The 17,631-nt window shown below is 45.9% G+C and carries 10 protein-coding genes, 3 tRNA genes and 3 rRNA genes; 12 read left to right on the forward strand and 4 right to left on the reverse strand.

Annotated elements, in window-relative coordinates; genetic code table 11:
* Positions 1-244: 244 nt before the first annotated feature.
* The gene (gene bamD / locus CCZ37_RS03120) at positions 245-970 is read right to left on the reverse strand and encodes an outer membrane protein assembly factor BamD (RefSeq protein ID WP_010319329.1); all 726 of its coding nucleotides are present in this window, start codon (positions 968-970) and stop codon (positions 245-247) included.
* Positions 971-1,125: 155 nt separating this feature from the next.
* Here bamD and rluD point away from each other — a divergent pair, with 155 nt between their 5' ends.
* From rluD to CCZ37_RS03170, 9 genes are all read left to right on the forward strand, one after another.
* Positions 1,126-2,100 carry a 23S rRNA pseudouridine(1911/1915/1917) synthase RluD gene (gene rluD, locus CCZ37_RS03125; RefSeq protein ID WP_010319328.1) on the forward strand — a complete coding sequence of 325 codons (975 nt, stop codon included), beginning with the start codon at positions 1,126-1,128 and terminating at the stop codon, positions 2,098-2,100.
* On the forward strand, positions 2,100-2,825 hold the full coding sequence (pgeF, locus tag CCZ37_RS03130) for a peptidoglycan editing factor PgeF (protein ID WP_094499729.1): 726 nt from the start codon (positions 2,100-2,102) through the stop codon (positions 2,823-2,825). The genes rluD and pgeF overlap by 1 nt, the downstream gene beginning before the upstream one ends.
* Before the next feature lie 107 nt (positions 2,826-2,932).
* A complete protein-coding gene (gene clpB, locus CCZ37_RS03135; protein ID WP_094499730.1) occupies positions 2,933-5,509 on the forward strand; it encodes an ATP-dependent chaperone ClpB in 2,577 nt (858 codons plus the stop codon).
* A gap of 551 nt (positions 5,510-6,060) precedes the next feature.
* Positions 6,061-7,619, forward strand: a 16S ribosomal RNA gene (locus tag CCZ37_RS03145).
* Between the two features lie 65 nt (positions 7,620-7,684).
* Positions 7,685-7,761: transfer RNA gene (locus CCZ37_RS03150), tRNA-Ile, on the forward strand.
* A 44-nt stretch (positions 7,762-7,805) separates the two neighbouring features.
* Positions 7,806-7,881 (forward strand) — tRNA-Ala (locus CCZ37_RS03155).
* Between the two features lie 298 nt (positions 7,882-8,179).
* A 23S ribosomal RNA gene (locus tag CCZ37_RS03160) occupies positions 8,180-11,071 on the forward strand.
* An 87-nt stretch (positions 11,072-11,158) separates the two neighbouring features.
* A 5S ribosomal RNA gene (gene rrf, locus CCZ37_RS03165) occupies positions 11,159-11,274 on the forward strand.
* Together the 16S, 23S and 5S rRNA genes with 3 tRNA genes alongside form the textbook arrangement of a ribosomal RNA operon.
* A 79-nt stretch (positions 11,275-11,353) precedes the next feature.
* Positions 11,354-11,430: transfer RNA gene (locus tag CCZ37_RS03170), tRNA-Asp, on the forward strand.
* A 307-nt stretch (positions 11,431-11,737) separates the two neighbouring features.
* Here the strand turns inward: CCZ37_RS03170 and CCZ37_RS03175 are convergent.
* From CCZ37_RS03175 to rdgC, 3 genes are all read right to left on the reverse strand, one after another.
* Entirely contained in the window at positions 11,738-11,992 is a 255-nt protein-coding gene (locus CCZ37_RS03175) for a YfhL family 4Fe-4S dicluster ferredoxin (protein WP_010320439.1), read from the reverse strand.
* Between the two features lie 2 nt (positions 11,993-11,994).
* A complete protein-coding gene (trhP, locus tag CCZ37_RS03180; protein WP_010320438.1) occupies positions 11,995-13,395 on the reverse strand; it encodes a prephenate-dependent tRNA uridine(34) hydroxylase TrhP in 1,401 nt (466 codons plus the stop codon).
* Positions 13,396-13,557: 162 nt separating this feature from the next.
* A complete protein-coding gene (rdgC, locus tag CCZ37_RS03185; RefSeq protein WP_010320437.1) occupies positions 13,558-14,472 on the reverse strand; it encodes a recombination-associated protein RdgC in 915 nt (304 codons plus the stop codon).
* Positions 14,473-14,662: 190 nt separating this feature from the next.
* Between rdgC and phoB the strand changes: the two genes are divergently transcribed.
* From phoB to CCZ37_RS03200, 3 genes are read left to right on the forward strand one after another with little or no spacing between them, the layout of a single operon-like run.
* On the forward strand, positions 14,663-15,352 hold the full coding sequence (gene phoB, locus CCZ37_RS03190; protein WP_010320435.1) for a phosphate regulon transcriptional regulator PhoB: 690 nt from the start codon (positions 14,663-14,665) through the stop codon (positions 15,350-15,352).
* Positions 15,353-15,372: 20 nt separating this feature from the next.
* Positions 15,373-16,674: a phosphate regulon sensor histidine kinase PhoR gene (gene phoR / locus CCZ37_RS03195; RefSeq protein WP_094499731.1), complete on the forward strand. Its 1,302-nt coding sequence runs from the start codon at positions 15,373-15,375 to the stop codon at positions 16,672-16,674.
* Positions 16,671-17,630: a PstS family phosphate ABC transporter substrate-binding protein gene (locus tag CCZ37_RS03200; protein WP_010320433.1), complete on the forward strand. Its 960-nt coding sequence runs from the start codon at positions 16,671-16,673 to the stop codon at positions 17,628-17,630. Before phoR ends, CCZ37_RS03200 begins: the two co-directional genes overlap by 4 nt.
* The last annotated feature ends 1 nt before the right edge of the window (position 17,631 follow it).

A 17,631-nucleotide genomic window follows, 5' to 3' on the forward strand; every position in this document is an offset into this window, starting at 1 on the left:
AAGAATTTTCCATTTTTAGGGTCTCTTTACGGCCTAAAAAGAGCACTGCTCATTTCTTATTCAAGTGCTTTTTGTGATCTTTATTCTCATGATGCTTTGAAGCCCTTTGTTGTAGGTTGACTTACCTGCACGGCTCATTTTCCAATCGTATTTTGCTTGCGTGTTATTATTCCGAACGACCCCAAATAAAAAAACCACTCAAAGAGCGAGTGGTTTTCATGGTGTACCTAAGCTTATTTGCAAACTATTGTGGATTGAGTGCAATTAACTTTTGAGTTCGGGCAATGGCATCGTCCAGTTTGAGCTGTTTATATGCTTCCAACTGAATGTGTAATGATTTGCGAGCAGCTTCTGTGTCTGGATACGTTTTTTGTAGCTCCTGAGCACGGTTGATGGCTGCAATCCAAGCTTCACGACGTAAGTAAAAATCAGCGGTGGCGAGGTCGTATTCAGCCAGTCTATTTTTTAACGCAAATAAACGTTTATGAGCATCTTCTGCATAAGGGCTTGTTGGGTAGCGTTGCAGCAGTTTCTTAAAATCAGCAAACGCAGCTTTTACCGGTTCAGGGTCACGATCAGCGCGATCGACATTAAATAGGTCATGCATGAAGTTGCGATCTTGCGCCATATGCGTCAAACCACGCATGTAGAGTACCCAATCCATTTTTTCATGGGTTGGGTTCAAACGACTAAAGCGCTCAATGGTCGCTAAACCTAACGCAAGATCATCGTTTTTGTAGTAAGCGTAAATAAGATCAAGTTGAACTTGTTCTGAATATGCACCGAAGGGATAACGTGAATCTAACGCCTCAAGTTTTTGAATGGCCGTTAACCAGTTACCATTTTGCAGTGAGGTTTGTGCTTCTGAGTATAATTCAGAAGGCGGCACATCAGGGACAATCTCTTCGCTGCTTGAACAGCCAAATAACAGTGATAATGCGAGTAAGCCTGATAAAGTGTGGTGTTTCATGACAGGAGTCGTTTCCTTGAATTAATGCTTCTTAATTGAGTGCGTAATCGCTTTACAAATCGTTTCGTTACTTTCTTAGCAGTAACAGATACAATGACGCCATATTTTATCCATACTAGACGCTATTAGTCTCACGGTTTTTAAAAAAGTTCGATATGGCTCAGCAGATTGAATTAACAAATACAGTAAAAGATAGCCAGTTAGGTCAACGTTTAGACCAAGCTGTCGCTGAATTATTCGCAGATTTCTCTCGTTCACGCCTAAAAGAGTGGCTTTTAGAAGGCAAAGTTCAGGTCAATGGTGATGTGATCACTAAGCCAAGAATGAAAGTCATGGGAGGAGAAATCATTACAGTCCAAGCCGAGCTTGAAGATGAAGAGCGTTGGGAAGCGCAAGATATACCTTTAAATATTGTGTATGAAGATGACGATATTATGGTCATCAATAAACCACGAGATTTTGTCGTGCATCCGGGGGCAGGTACTCCAGATGGCACAGTGTTAAATGCACTCTTGTTCCATTACCCAGCTATCGCTGAAGTACCACGTGCAGGTATTGTGCATCGTTTGGATAAAGATACGACTGGTTTAATGGTGGTCGCTAAAACAGTCCCAGCACAAACTCACTTAGTTCGAGCGTTGCAAAAGCGTAAGATTACGCGTGAATATGAAGCGATTGTGATCGGTACCATGACGGCTGGTGGGATGATCGATAAGCCGATTGGCCGCCACTCAACAAAACGTACATTGATGGCGGTAAGCCCGATGGGTAAACCAGCGGTAACTCACTATCGTGTGGCCGAGCATTTTCGTGAACATACGCGACTTCGTTTGCGTTTAGAAACGGGTCGTACTCACCAAATCCGTGTGCATATGTCATATTTACAGCATCCTTTGCTTGGGGATACCGCTTATGGCGGCCGCGCTCGCATTCCGAAAGGGGCGACGCAAGAGCTGACCGATATGATCCGTGGTTTTGATCGTCAGGCTTTGCATGCCGTTATGCTTCGACTTGAGCATCCTGTCACTGGTGAAATGCTAGAATTTCATGCGCCAGTACCTGACGATATGATCATTATGGCGGAAGCTTTACGTGTGGATACTAAGTTGAATAAAAAAGACGAGTTCTAATGCAGAAGATCATCCCTAACTGGAATGCACCTAAACATGTAAAAGCTTTCTCCTCGACTAGAGTCGGTGGCTTTTCGTTAGCTCCTTATCAGGGGCTGAATTTAGGCATGCATGTTGGGGATGATCCTTTATTCGTTGAACAAAATCGCCAATGGCTAACGCAGCAAGCGGCGATGCCCTCTGAACCTATTTGGCTTGAACAAACGCATTCAACACAAGTGCTAGGGGTTACTCAACCTACTCAGCAGATTCTGAGTGCCGATGGCGTTTTTACCCATCAGCATAATGTGGTTTGTTCTGTAATGACCGCTGATTGCTTACCTGTTCTACTCACCAACCATAAAGGCAGCGAAGTGGCTGCAGTTCATGCTGGTTGGCGCGGGTTAGCTAATGGGATACTCGAAAATGCGCTCGCCAAATTTTCTAGTGATATCTTAGCTTGGCTCGGTCCTGCTATCGGTCCTACGGCATTTGAAGTCGGTGATGATGTATACTACGCCTTTGTTGATCAAAATACCAAAGCGAAGGCCGCATTTTGTCTTCAAAAGAATGGAAAATGGCTAGCAAATATTGCACAGTTAGCCACGTTAAGGTTGCATCAATGCGGTGTTTCAGAAATATCAACTAGCGGTCTTTGTACCTTCCATAATCCTCACCAGTTTTATTCCTATCGACGCGACGGAATCACAGGTCGCCAAGCTTCATTTATTTGGATCGAAGAGTAACTTACGCAAGATCAATCTTCCTTAACTTGCTCCTTGAAAAAGCACTAGTGCGTAGCCATCTTTAGCTACATAAGATTAGTTTCTCAATTAAGGTGAGGAAAGTTGGTATGCGTCTTGATCGATTTACAAGCAAATTTCAAATTGCCATTTCTGATGCTCAATCATTGGCATTAGGCCGTGATCATCAATATATCGAGCCTGTTCATTTGATGGTGGCATTGCTCGATCAAAATGGCAGTCCAATTCGTCCACTTCTTACTATGTTAAGTGTGGACGTTATGCAATTGAGATCGAAGCTCAGTGAGATATTAGACCGTTTGCCAAAAGTTAGCGGTATCGGTGGTGATGTTCAGCTTTCTAGCGCAATGGGTACTATGTTCAATTTGTGCGATAAACTTGCGCAAAAACGGCAAGATTCCTACATTTCTTCGGAAGTATTTTTACTAGCCGCACTAGAAGATAAGGATGCGCTTGGTCAATTACTCAAAGAAATAGGACTTACCGAGCCCAAAGTTTCTGCAGCAATAGAAAAAGTGCGTGGAGGTCAGAAAGTGAATGATCCAAATGCAGAAGAGCTAAGACAAGCGCTTGAGAAATTCACAATCGATCTGACTGAGCGAGCTGAGCAGGGAAAACTTGATCCTGTCATCGGGCGTGATGATGAAATTCGTCGCACCATCCAAGTATTGCAACGCCGGACCAAAAACAACCCAGTGATCATTGGTGAGCCCGGTGTTGGTAAAACAGCGATTGTGGAAGGGTTAGCGCAGCGCATTATTAATAATGAAGTGCCAGAAGGTCTACGTGGTCGTCGAGTATTGTCATTAGACATGGGGTCTTTGGTCGCAGGGGCTAAGTATCGTGGTGAATTTGAAGAACGCTTAAAATCGGTGCTTAACGAGCTAGCGAAAGAAGAGGGTAATGTCATCCTCTTTATTGATGAGTTGCACACTATGGTCGGTGCAGGTCGAGGCGAAGGCGCAATGGATGCGGGGAATATGCTTAAGCCTGCTCTGGCTCGAGGAGATCTACACTGCGTCGGTGCGACGACTTTGGACGAATATCGTCAATATATAGAGAAAGATCCGGCACTTGAGCGACGTTTCCAAAAGGTACTGGTTGATGAACCTAGCGTAGAAGACACAGTAGCTATTTTGCGTGGTTTGAAAGAGCGTTATGAGCTCCATCACCATGTGGAGATCACTGATCCGGCTATTGTTGCTGCTGCGAGCTTATCGCACCGTTATATTTCTGATCGCCAGTTGCCCGATAAAGCGATTGACTTGATCGATGAAGCCGCTTCAAGTATTCGAATGCAAATAGATTCAAAGCCAGAATCTTTAGATAAGCTTGAGCGCAAAATTATTCAGCTGAAAATTGAGCAACAAGCGCTAACGAATGAACACGATGAGGCGAGTGAAAAACGCTTACAGGTGCTAAACGAAGAGTTAAAAGTGAAAGAGCGTGAGTTTGCCGAGCTGGAAGAAGTTTGGAATGCGGAAAAAGCAGCTCTTTCGGGTACTCAGCATATTAAGTCCGAATTAGAGCAAGCGCGTATGGATATGGATTTCGCACGTAGAGCGGGTGACTTGAACCGTATGTCAGAACTTCAATACGGTCGAATTCCTGAGCTTGAAAAGCAGCTCGACCTTGCAACTCAAGCTGAAATGCAAGAGATGACTTTGCTGCGCAACAAAGTAACTGATGTAGAAATTGCGGAAGTGCTTTCAAAGCAAACTGGCATTCCAGTTTCTAAAATGCTGGAAGCGGAGAAAGAAAAACTGTTGCAAATGGAGGATGCGCTGCATCAACGAGTTATCGGACAAGTTGAAGCCGTCGAAGTGGTATCAAATGCGATTCGCCGTAGCCGGGCTGGGTTATCTGATCCAAATAGACCGATTGGCTCTTTCTTATTCTTAGGGCCAACTGGTGTGGGTAAAACTGAATTGTGCAAAACACTCGCAAACTTTATGTTTGATAGTGAAGATGCCATGGTGCGAATCGACATGTCTGAGTTTATGGAAAAACACTCAGTAGCGCGATTAGTCGGCGCGCCTCCAGGTTATGTGGGCTACGAAGAGGGTGGCTACTTGACCGAGGCTATTCGCCGTAAACCGTACTCGGTTATCTTGTTGGATGAAGTTGAGAAAGCACACCCTGATGTCTTTAATATTCTGCTACAGGTATTAGATGATGGGCGCTTAACGGATGGGCAAGGACGCACAGTTGATTTTCGTAATACAGTGGTAATCATGACCTCAAACTTAGGGTCTTCGCAAATTCAAGAAAAATTCGCAAGCTTGGATTATGAAGGCATTAAAAAAGAGGTAATGGAGATTGTAGGTAAACATTTTAGACCGGAGTTCTTAAACCGAGTGGATGAAAGTGTCGTATTCCATCCATTGGCGCAAGAACAAATTAAATCGATCGCTTCTATTCAATTAGCCCGTCTTGGTAAACGAATGGAAGAGAAAGGTTATCTGCTTGAGGTGTCTGAAAAAGCGTTAGAGCTGATTTCTCAAGTTGGGTTTGATCCTGTTTACGGAGCAAGACCATTGAAACGCGCTATTCAACAAAGCGTTGAAAATCCATTAGCGAAAGAAATATTGGCAGGAAGAATCCTACCGGATAAAAAAGTTAAGCTAGTTGTTAACAATGACCAAATTATTGCTCATCAAGACTAAACATCTACATTCAAAAGGGCCAGAAATGGCCCTTTTTGCTTGAAGATTACTCTCATTGGTTCTTTTGTGAGCTGTCAGTTCGTTTTTATGAGAAAGTTTCATTTTAAGACTTGTGTCCTTCTCTAAACTACCTATAATTCGCCTCGTTGTCAGGGCAGTGCGCTGGTAATGGATGGGCATTTCTTTAAAAGAAATAATTGATAAAGTGTTTGACACTTAACGTTATCTCGCTAGAATGGCCGCCTCTTCAAAGGAAGCCTCGGCAACCCAACGAAGAACGCTCTTTAACAATATAAACCTATCAATCTGTGTGGGCACTCGTTGATGATAATCAAAAAAGATTTATCAATGAACTGAGTGACCTGAACTAGCAATAGTTCGAATGCTTTTTGATTTCACTTTTTCTTAAAAAGTGAAGACCAAGAAGCGGCACAGTCAATTCATTGTTGTTCTGTTGGAACAACAATAGCTTTAAAATTACGTCTTACTTTCGAGTAAGAGCAGTTTTGAAGTCAGTATTCATTGAGCCGGTCTTAGGACCAACAAAACTTTAATTGAAGAGTTTGATCATGGCTCAGATTGAACGCTGGCGGCAGGCCTAACACATGCAAGTCGAGCGGCAGCACAGAGGAACTTGTTCCTTGGGTGGCGAGCGGCGGACGGGTGAGTAATGCCTAGGAAATTGCCCTGATGTGGGGGATAACCATTGGAAACGATGGCTAATACCGCATAATGCCTACGGGCCAAAGAGGGGGACCTTCGGGCCTCTCGCGTCAGGATATGCCTAGGTGGGATTAGCTAGTTGGTGAGGTAATGGCTCACCAAGGCGACGATCCCTAGCTGGTCTGAGAGGATGATCAGCCACACTGGAACTGAGACACGGTCCAGACTCCTACGGGAGGCAGCAGTGGGGAATATTGCACAATGGGCGCAAGCCTGATGCAGCCATGCCGCGTGTATGAAGAAGGCCTTCGGGTTGTAAAGTACTTTCAGTCGTGAGGAAGGTGGTGTTGTTAATAGCAGCATCATTTGACGTTAGCGACAGAAGAAGCACCGGCTAACTCCGTGCCAGCAGCCGCGGTAATACGGAGGGTGCGAGCGTTAATCGGAATTACTGGGCGTAAAGCGCATGCAGGTGGTGGATTAAGTCAGATGTGAAAGCCCGGGGCTCAACCTCGGAACCGCATTTGAAACTGGTTCACTAGAGTACTGTAGAGGGGGGTAGAATTTCAGGTGTAGCGGTGAAATGCGTAGAGATCTGAAGGAATACCGGTGGCGAAGGCGGCCCCCTGGACAGATACTGACACTCAGATGCGAAAGCGTGGGGAGCAAACAGGATTAGATACCCTGGTAGTCCACGCCGTAAACGATGTCTACTTGGAGGTTGTGGCCTTGAGCCGTGGCTTTCGGAGCTAACGCGTTAAGTAGACCGCCTGGGGAGTACGGTCGCAAGATTAAAACTCAAATGAATTGACGGGGGCCCGCACAAGCGGTGGAGCATGTGGTTTAATTCGATGCAACGCGAAGAACCTTACCTACTCTTGACATCCAGAGAATCTGGCGGAGACGCTGGAGTGCCTTCGGGAGCTCTGAGACAGGTGCTGCATGGCTGTCGTCAGCTCGTGTTGTGAAATGTTGGGTTAAGTCCCGCAACGAGCGCAACCCTTATCCTTGTTTGCCAGCACGTAATGGTGGGAACTCCAGGGAGACTGCCGGTGATAAACCGGAGGAAGGTGGGGACGACGTCAAGTCATCATGGCCCTTACGAGTAGGGCTACACACGTGCTACAATGGCGCATACAGAGGGCAGCAAGCTAGCGATAGTGAGCGAATCCCAAAAAGTGCGTCGTAGTCCGGATTGGAGTCTGCAACTCGACTCCATGAAGTCGGAATCGCTAGTAATCGTAGATCAGAATGCTACGGTGAATACGTTCCCGGGCCTTGTACACACCGCCCGTCACACCATGGGAGTGGGCTGCACCAGAAGTGGTTAGTTTAACCGCACTTTCTTCGGAGAGAGTGGAGGACGATCACCACGGTGTGGTTCATGACTGGGGTGAAGTCGTAACAAGGTAGCGCTAGGGGAACCTGGCGCTGGATCACCTCCTTATACGAAGATTACACTGATGAGTGTCCACACAGATTGATGGTTTATACAGTTTAAGAGACGATGCTGGGTCTGTAGCTCAGGTGGTTAGAGCGTTCGCCTGATAAGCGAGAGGTCGGTGGTTCAAGTCCACTCAGACCCACCAATTCTTCCTCCCAGAAGATTGGCACACAGTATCACGCACCTGATGGGGTTATAGCTCAGCTGGGAGAGCGCCTGCCTTGCACGCAGGAGGTCTGCGGTTCGATCCCGCATAGCTCCACCATCTTTAAGCGCACTAGCAATAGTGTTTTTAAAAATGGTTTTCATTAGAAAATCGTGCTCTTTAACAATTTGGAAAGCTGACTGATAACAACGAACGTGTTTGTTGTTATCAAATAAAAGTTCTCAACATCAATGCGTTTAACGTATTGATACCAAACACATTCAAGTGTTCTTGGGAAAGCTTACTTCGGTAAGTTTTCAAAATTGAGTCCGGCAAAATCAAACGTCTCTCGCTCATTCAAATAATGAGAGACAACCTTGGTGACTTGTCTGCAACACGAAACTTCTTCGGGTTGTATGGTTAAGTGACTAAGCGTACACGGTGGATGCCTTGGCAGTCAGAGGCGATGAAGGACGTAGTAACTTGCGATAAGCGTAGATTAGGCAGTAACAGCCACTTGAGTCTACGATTTCCGAATGGGGAAACCCACGTGCATAAGCACGTATCCTTACCTGAATACATAGGGTAAGGAGGCAAACCGGGGGAACTGAAACATCTAAGTACCCCGAGGAGAAGAAATCAACAGAGATTCCGAAAGTAGCGGCGAGCGAAATTGGACTAGCCCTTAAGCTTTTAATGATGCAGGTGAAGCCTCTGGAAAGTGGCGCAATAAAGGGTGATAGCCCCGTAACTGTTCCATCATTATAAGTGAAATCGAGTAAGGCGGGACACGTGTTATCCTGTCTGAACATGGGGGGACCATCCTCCAAGGCTAAATACTACTGACTGACCGATAGTGAACCAGTACCGTGAGGGAAAGGCGAAAAGAACCCCTGTGAGGGGAGTGAAATAGAACCTGAAACCGTGTACGTACAAGCAGTAGGAGCAGGCATTGTCCTGTGACTGCGTACCTTTTGTATAATGGGTCAGCGACTTATATTCAGTGGCAAGGTTAACCGAATAGGGGAGCCGTAGGGAAACCGAGTCTTAACTGGGCGCTTCAGTCTCTGGATATAGACCCGAAACCGGGTGATCTAGCCATGGGCAGGTTGAAGGTTGAGTAACATCAACTGGAGGACCGAACCGACTAATGTTGAAAAATTAGCGGATGACTTGTGGCTAGGGGTGAAAGGCCAATCAAACTCGGAGATAGCTGGTTCTCCCCGAAAGCTATTTAGGTAGCGCCTCGGACGAATACTACTGGGGGTAGAGCACTGTTAAGGCTAGGGGGTCATCCCGACTTACCAACCCTTTGCAAACTCCGAATACCAGTAAGTACTATCCGGGAGACACACGGCGGGTGCTAACGTCCGTCGTGGAGAGGGAAACAACCCAGACCGCCAGCTAAGGTCCCAAATTACTACTAAGTGGGAAACGATGTGGGAAGGCTCAGACAGCCAGGATGTTGGCTTAGAAGCAGCCATCATTTAAAGAAAGCGTAATAGCTCACTGGTCGAGTCGGCCTGCGCGGAAGATGTAACGGGGCTAAGTAGTAAACCGAAGCTGCGGCAATACAGTTTACTGTATTGGGTAGGGGAGCGTTCTGTAAGCCGTTGAAGGTGTGTTGTAAAGCATGCTGGAGGTATCAGAAGTGCGAATGCTGACATGAGTAACGATAAGGGGGGTGAAAAACCTCCCCGCCGGAAGACCAAGGGTTCCTGTCCAACGTTAATCGGGGCAGGGTAAGTCGACCCCTAAGGCGAGGCTGAAAAGCGTAGTCGATGGGAAACGGGTTAATATTCCCGTACTGCTTATAATTGCGATGGGGGGACGGAGAAGGCTAGGTGGGCCAGGCGACGGTTGTCCTGGTTCAAGTGCGTAGGCTAAGAGACTAGGTAAATCCGGTTTCTTGTTAGGCTGAGACACGACGTCGAGCTGCTACGGCAGTGAAGTCATTGATGCCCTGCTTCCAGGAAAAGCCTCTAAGCTTCAGATTATAAGCAATCGTACCCCAAACCGACACAGGTGGTCGGGTAGAGAATACCAAGGCGCTTGAGAGAACTCGGGTGAAGGAACTAGGCAAAATGGTACCGTAACTTCGGGAGAAGGTACGCTCTTATTGGTGAAGTCCCTTGCGGATGGAGCTGACGAGAGTCGCAGATACCAGGTGGCTGCAACTGTTTATTAAAAACACAGCACTGTGCAAAATCGCAAGATGACGTATACGGTGTGACGCCTGCCCGGTGCCGGAAGGTTAATTGATGGGGTTAGACTTAGGTCGAAGCTCTTGATCGAAGCCCCGGTAAACGGCGGCCGTAACTATAACGGTCCTAAGGTAGCGAAATTCCTTGTCGGGTAAGTTCCGACCTGCACGAATGGCGTAATGATGGCCACGCTGTCTCCACCCGAGACTCAGTGAAATTGAAATCGCTGTGAAGATGCAGTGTACCCGCGGCTAGACGGAAAGACCCCGTGAACCTTTACTACAGCTTGGCACTGAACATTGAACCTACATGTGTAGGATAGGTGGGAGACTTAGAAGCGCAGTCGCTAGATTGCGTGGAGTCGACCTTGAAATACCACCCTTGTCGTTTTGATGTTCTAACGTAGGCCCCTCATCGGGGTTGCGGACAGTGCCTGGTGGGTAGTTTGACTGGGGCGGTCTCCTCCCAAAGAGTAACGGAGGAGCACGAAGGTGGGCTAATCACGGTTGGACATCGTGAGGTTAGTGCAATGGCATAAGCCCGCTTAACTGCGAGAATGACGGTTCGAGCAGGTACGAAAGTAGGTCATAGTGATCCGGTGGTTCTGAATGGAAGGGCCATCGCTCAACGGATAAAAGGTACTCCGGGGATAACAGGCTGATACCGCCCAAGAGTTCATATCGACGGCGGTGTTTGGCACCTCGATGTCGGCTCATCACATCCTGGGGCTGAAGTCGGTCCCAAGGGTATGGCTGTTCGCCATTTAAAGTGGTACGCGAGCTGGGTTTAGAACGTCGTGAGACAGTTCGGTCCCTATCTGCCGTGGGCGTTGGAAGATTGAAGGGGGCTGCTCCTAGTACGAGAGGACCGGAGTGGACGAACCGCTGGTGTTCGGGTTGTCATGCCAATGGCATTGCCCGGTAGCTAAGTTCGGAATTGATAAGCGCTGAAAGCATCTAAGCGCGAAGCGAGCCCTGAGATGAGTCTTCCCTGGCACTTTAAGTGTCCTAAAGGGTTGTTCGAGACTAGAACGTTGATAGGTTGGGTGTGTAAGCGCTGCGAGGCGTTGAGCTAACCAATACTAATTGCCCGTGAGGCTTAACCATACAACACCGAAGGGGTTTTGTGGGCTCAATTTAAGAACATTGAATGTGTGAATGAGAATGAAACAGCTTTCCGAATTAAGAAATTTGCTTGGCGACCATAGCGTTGTGGACCCACCTGACTCCATGCCGAACTCAGAAGTGAAACACAACAGCGCCGATGGTAGTGTGGGGTCTCCCCATGTGAGAGTAGGACATCGCCAGGCTTTGACTTGTTGTTTTTAGATTTTTTTTAAAAATCTAAAGGCAAAAAAAGTAGACGAAAAGTCTAACCAGACACGCTGCGGAGCGGTAGTTCAGTTGGTTAGAATACCGGCCTGTCACGCCGGGGGTCGCGGGTTCGAGTCCCGTCCGCTCCGCCACTTATTAAGAAGCCCTGCTAGTAATAGCAGGGCTTTTTCCGCTTGAGTAAAACAGTATTTCCTTAAGTTCCTCTAGGCCTTCTTCAAGGAAGGTTTGCACCCACTTATTGAACTGGTACGACTCACTTTAAGAAAGTGGGCAATTTGGGTGCGAGAGTGGGCGTCTTTAAAGTGAGCGAGAGCGAGTAATCTCGTTTTCATTTGATAAATTTTTGTTGGTTCGCCAGTTTTTTGAAGTCGATATTGTGTAAGCTGTCCATGGTCAAAAAAAGAGCCCAATCGTTAAGATTGGGCTCTTTTACAATGATTAGGTTAAACCTTGAATAACGACGAATTTTTCAAGAAGTTGATGTTCAGTTTCTATGTGTTCAGGATCGGTAATGATGCAGTTAGTTATCGGGCATACGGATTGACAGGTGGGCTTGTCGTAATGTCCTTTGCATTCAGTACATAGATTAGGATCAATTTCATAGATCCGGTTACCCATAGAGATTGCGCCATTTGGGCATTCCGGATCACACATGTCACAGTTAATGCATTTACTGGTGATCAATAATGCCATGACTATTTACCTACGGGGTTACGAGTATCTTGTCCAGCATTCAAGTTACGCATTAGCAGAGCAAAGTTTAAATCCAACTCTTCAGGAACCGGGATATAAACAAAGTGACCGTTTCCTTTTGCGTCATCAACAGTTTCACCTTTGCGGTTTTCCATTGCCTCAAGTCTGAAGACAACATTCCCTTTTGGGGTCATCAGCTCTAAACTATCACCTAAGATAAATTTGTTTTTAACTTCAACTTCAGCCATTGCACCACGACGTTTGCCCGTAAATTCGCCAACAAATTGCTGTGAATCTGAGACTGAATAGCCATAGTCGTAGTTTTGATAAGTATCGTGTGTATGGCGTCGCAAGAAACCTTCGGTATAGCCACGGTGTGCAAGGCTTTCTAAAGTGCCCATCAGGCTTTCATCAAATGGTTTACCTGAAACTGCGTCATCAATTGCTTTGCGGTATACTTGAGCTGTGCGAGCGCAATAATAGAAAGATTTAGTACGACCTTCTATTTTCAATGAATGCACGCCCATTTTAGTCAATCGTTCTACATGCTGTACGGCTCGTAGATCTTTTGAGTTCATAATGTAGGTGCCATGTTCGTCTTCAAAAGCGGCCATCTTCTCTTCTGGGCGATGGCTTTCTGAAAGCAAAACCACATCATCAATTGGTTTGCCTAAACCAAGTGTATTATCAGGGCGCTCTTCTTGTATCTCGATAGTTTGAACTGATGCTGGATCAAATTTCTCGACAATTTGACCGGTTTCGTCTTCTTTGGCTGATTCAACTTTGTATTCCCAACGACATGCATTAGTGCATGTTCCTTGGTTTGGATCACGTTTATTAATGTAGCCAGACAATAGACAGCGACCTGAATAAGCCATGCATAATGCGCCATGAACAAAAATTTCGAGTTCGGTCGTTGGACATTGCTCACGGATTTCTTCAATTTCTTCCAACGAAAGTTCGCGTGATAGGATCACTCGTTCAACGCCTTGGGATGCCCAGAACTTAACCGTTGCCCAGTTAACAGCATTGGCTTGAACTGAAAGGTGAATAGGCATTTCAGGAAATGCTTCACGAACCATCATGATAAGCCCTGGGTCAGACATAATGAGCGCATCAGGTCCCATTTCAACCACAGGCTTTAGATCTCGGATGAATGTCTTAAGTTTTGAGTTGTGGGGTTGAATATTACAAACCACGTACAATTTTTTACCCAAAGCATGTGCTTCATCGATGCCGATTTGTAGGTTTTCATGGTTAAATTCGTTGTTGCGTACACGAAGGCTATAACGAGGTTGGCCGGCATAAACGGCATCTGCGCCATAGGCAAACGCATAACGCATGTTTTTTAGGCTGCCTGCCGGTGATAGTAACTCGGGGATAAAAGGGGTATGTGTGCTCATTGTTTTTCTCTAATCTGATCTCAAGTCAGGCCAATACCACCTGATGGTATTGGAGGGGCGCAAATTTTACGTTAAAAATAACCTTATGCCTAGTAGGGATCGTAAGCGATACAAAAAAGCCCAATACTTTTAAGGGTATTGGGCTTTTGCATGATGCTTTTGTTAAGCGTTCGGGTGAGGAAGGCCGCCGAGAACGTCAAATAAGTTAGGCAAAAATGCCGACATTTCACCACACATTAATGAGAAATCGGCATCAAAGCGAGCCGCTTGCTCTTCTCGTGGAATATCTTCATTTTGTTCTTTGAGCTCATCGCTAAATGCCAAACGCTTAATGCTACAATCTTCAGCCAGAATAAAGCTCAGGCGATCTTGCCAGTTCAATGCCAGTTTAGTGACAACTTTATTGGCTTCAATATGGCTTAAGATCTCATCGCTTGTTAGTTCTTGTTTCTTACAACGGATCACTGCGCCATCTTCTAATAACGACTTTAATTCAGCTTCATCCAACAAGCTAAACCCTGGTGGTAGTTCGCCACTTTTAACCCACTGAGTAAGTGTTGTTTCTACCGCTTGTTCTGGGATCGCAGGTACTACGGGTAGGCTACCCATGGTTTTGCGTAGCAGCGCCAAAACGTCTTCAGCTTTTTTGTAGCTTGCGGCATCGACTAAAATGAAGCCTTGCTTGGGTAGGATAAGCACAAAGGTGAGATTGCTGCGGCTAAATGCTCTAGGTAGGAGATCGATGACAATATCTTCCTTGAGGCTTTCCTTCTCCTTTTTCTTGAGAGGTCGCCCTTCTTCCACTTCCATCGCTTCAACTTTGGCATTCAAAGAATCTTTAATGACCGAAGCAGGTAACATCTTTTCTTCTTTTTTCGCGCAGATCAGAATACGGTCTTCAGAAACGTGGGTCATCATGTCGCCGTGTTTACCCATTGCGTTAACCCAACCAAATTTTTGCTTATCTTGGCTGCCGCATGGCGTAAAACGAAATTCGGCCAGTTGTTTTTCGAGCTGATCGGCGTTGAATTCTACATCGCGATTAACACGATAAACCATACAGTTTTTAAACCACATATTCTTTCTCTTACTTAATTAGAAGACGCAACATGATAGGGGATTTGAAAGCTAAAGTCTTAAATCAATTTCAAAATATAATCATGAACTTGATAAGAAACTTATATGAAAAATTGTTTGCAAAGGTCACAAAAGTGTCATAATTGTTTCCCATAATGCATAGCGTTGATTACATAGAAAGGTTATTCAAATGTCTAGAAGGATTCTGGTTGTTGAAGACGAAGCACCCATTCGCGAAATGTTGTGTTTCGTGCTTGAGCAAAAAGGTTATCAAGCTGTTGAAGCGGAAGATTACGACACGGCGGTGAGTAAACTGGCTGAACCCTTTCCCGATCTTGTGTTATTAGATTGGATGTTGCCCGGCGGGAGTGGTATCAACTTTATTAAGCATATGAAGCGTGAAGAATTAACACGCAACATTCCGGTTGTGATGTTAACCGCCCGTGGTGAAGAAGAAGATAAAGTTCGCGGCCTTGAAGTGGGTGCGGATGATTACATAACCAAACCTTTTTCGCCTAAAGAGTTGGTCGCTCGTTTGAAAGCAGTTATCCGGCGCGTCACACCGACAGCACTGGAAGATGCGATCGACGTGCAAGGATTGAAGTTAGATCCTGTCTCTCATCGAGTAACGGCTAATGATAATGCCTTAGAGATGGGGCCGACGGAATTCAAAATGCTACACTTCTTTATGACGCATCAAGAACGCGTCTATAGCCGTGAACAGTTATTGAACAATGTGTGGGGTACCAACGTTTATGTTGAAGACCGCACTGTCGATGTTCATATACGCCGTCTGAGAAAAGCGTTAGAAGAGGCTGGCCATGATAAATTAATTCAAACAGTGCGTGGTGCCGGCTATCGCTTTTCATCCAGAACATAAAGGATTAATTAAGGTACGAAATGGTTGAACGTTTAACGTGGAAAAGGCTGGCTTGGGAGCTGGCTTTTTTTTACTCTCCTTGGATTGTCGTTGGCTGGATCTTTGGCCATATGGCTTGGCTGCTGCTAGCGGCTACGGCGTTGCAATTAATTTGGCATTTGCATAACCAAATGCGCTTGTCGGCTTGGTTGTGGGATGAAAAACGTTTAACGCCGCCTTCTGGGACTGGAAATTGGGAATACCTGTTTAATGGGATTTATCGTTTACAGCAACGCCAACGTAAAAAACGCAAAGAACTGACCAATTTGATCCGCCGCTTTCGTAACGGGGCTGAGTCGCTACCCGATGCGGTGGTGGTGTTTCGTGATGAAGGGAACATTGTTTGGTGTAACCGACTTGCACAGCACCTACTCGGTTTTCGCTGGCCAGACGATGCAGGTCAACCTATCTCAAATTTATTGCGCACCCCTGATTTTATCAAATATCTGCAAAAAGATGATTTCACAGAACCACTTGAAATGCGCTCTCCACTTAATGTTGAGCGTATGTTAGAGCTGCGTATTGTGCCTTACACAGAAGGTGAGCATTTGATGGTTGTGCGTGATGTCACTCAGTTGAAACAGTTAGAAGGCATGCGCCGAAATTTCTTTGCTAACGTTTCTCATGAACTGAGAACCCCAATGACGGTGCTGCAAGGGTATCTTGAGATGACAGAAGACCCTGACATGCTGGTAGGGCCGATGTGGCCCAAGGCACATGGAGTGATGACTGAACAGTTAAACCGCATGAACAGTTTAGTCAATCAACTGCTGACGTTGTCAAAAATTGAAGCGGCGCCGATGCATGAGCTGGATGAAGTGGTTGATGTTCCGGCTATGTTGGAAGTACTTGAAAAAGAAGCGATCAGTTTAAGTGGTGATCATCATCACCGACTGCATTTTGATGTCGATAAGCGACTTAAAGTATTAGCCGATGAAGATCAACTACGCAGTGCTATATCAAACCTTGTTTATAACGCTGTCAAATATACGCCTCCAGGAGCGGAAATTAATGTGCGTTGGTATCAAAACGCGCAAGGTGCTTGTTTAGACGTGGTGGATAAAGGGGAAGGGATCGAGCCACAGCATTTACATCGTTTAACGGAACGTTTTTATCGTGTCGATAAAGCTCGTTCGCGAGATACCGGAGGAAGTGGGCTTGGGCTCGCGATTGTTAAGCATGCATTGTCACATCATGACACGCATTTGCAGATTCACAGTGAAGTGGGCGTTGGCAGCAAATTCTCTTTTATTTTGCCTAAACGTTTGGTTGTGCCGTCATGAGACATCGCATATTTACAGCCTTTCTCTGTTTTTATTTGCTGGTTACCACGAACGCCGTGAGCGCTCAGCCACTCGTGGATTACTCAAAAACTAACGGTGTTGTAGGTAGCCTGCTATCGGTGGGGTCAGACACACTGGCAGGAATGACGACGCTGTGGGTTGAAGAGTTTAAGACGATTTACCCAAATATCAATGCTCAAGTACAAGCCTCAGGTTCTTCCACTGCGCCTCCTGCTTTAACTGAAGGAACGGCGCAATTTGGCCCAATGAGTCGCCCGATGCGTGGTCGTGAGATTGAAGCATTTGAACGCGCTCACGGTTATAAGCCGACGGCATTGCGGGTTGCGATAGATGCCATTGGTATTTTTGTACATCGAGATAATTCAATCAAAGGGCTTAATTTTACTCAATTAGACAGTATTTTCTCATCCACGTTACGCTGCGGTGCAACACAACCGACTAATACTTGGGCGCAATTGGGCATTGATGAGGATTGGGCCAAGCGGGGAATTCAACTGTTTGGCCGAAATTCGGTGTCGGGAACTTATGGCTATTTCAAACAAAACGCACTGTGTGGTGGCGATTTCAAAAAGGGAGTAAACGAGCAGCCGGGATCGGCATCGGTTGTACAATCGGTTGCTTCATCGATCAATACTATCGGTTATTCTGGTGTTGGTTATCAGGTTTCTGGTGTGAAATTGATTCCGATAGCCAAACAAGGCGATCAGTTTATTGCCGCAAGTTATGAAAATATTCTATCAGGTGCTTATCCGTTATCTCGCTATTTGTATGTGTATGTGAATAAACACCCTAATCAGGATCTGCCACCCATGCAGCGAGAATTTATCCGTTTCATTTTTTCTAAGCAAGGACAAGCGATTGTTGGGAAAGATGGTTATGTGCCTGTCAGTGCCGAGTTTGCTCTGCAAGAACTCGCTAAAGTGGGCATAAAATAGC

Source organism: Vibrio qinghaiensis (assembly GCF_002257545.1).
GTDB classification, from domain to species: Bacteria; Pseudomonadota; Gammaproteobacteria; order Enterobacterales; family Vibrionaceae; genus Vibrio; species Vibrio ordalii.

Bases quoted from the DNA above. Each gene is read 5' to 3' on its own strand.
- bamD (WP_010319329.1), bottom strand. From the start codon at position 970: ATGAAACACCACACTTTATCAGGCTTACTCGCATTATCACTGTTATTT.
- rluD (WP_010319328.1), top strand. From the start codon at position 1,126: ATGGCTCAGCAGATTGAATTAACAAATACAGTAAAAGATAGCCAGTTA.
- pgeF (WP_094499729.1), top strand. From the start codon at position 2,100: ATGCAGAAGATCATCCCTAACTGGAATGCACCTAAACATGTAAAAGCT.
- clpB (WP_094499730.1), top strand. From the start codon at position 2,933: ATGCGTCTTGATCGATTTACAAGCAAATTTCAAATTGCCATTTCTGAT.
- CCZ37_RS03175 (WP_010320439.1), bottom strand. From the start codon at position 11,992: ATGGCATTATTGATCACCAGTAAATGCATTAACTGTGACATGTGTGAT.
- trhP (WP_010320438.1), bottom strand. From the start codon at position 13,395: ATGAGCACACATACCCCTTTTATCCCCGAGTTACTATCACCGGCAGGC.
- rdgC (WP_010320437.1), bottom strand. From the start codon at position 14,472: ATGTGGTTTAAAAACTGTATGGTTTATCGTGTTAATCGCGATGTAGAA.
- phoB (WP_010320435.1), top strand. From the start codon at position 14,663: ATGTCTAGAAGGATTCTGGTTGTTGAAGACGAAGCACCCATTCGCGAA.
- phoR (WP_094499731.1), top strand. From the start codon at position 15,373: ATGGTTGAACGTTTAACGTGGAAAAGGCTGGCTTGGGAGCTGGCTTTT.
- CCZ37_RS03200 (WP_010320433.1), top strand. From the start codon at position 16,671: ATGAGACATCGCATATTTACAGCCTTTCTCTGTTTTTATTTGCTGGTT.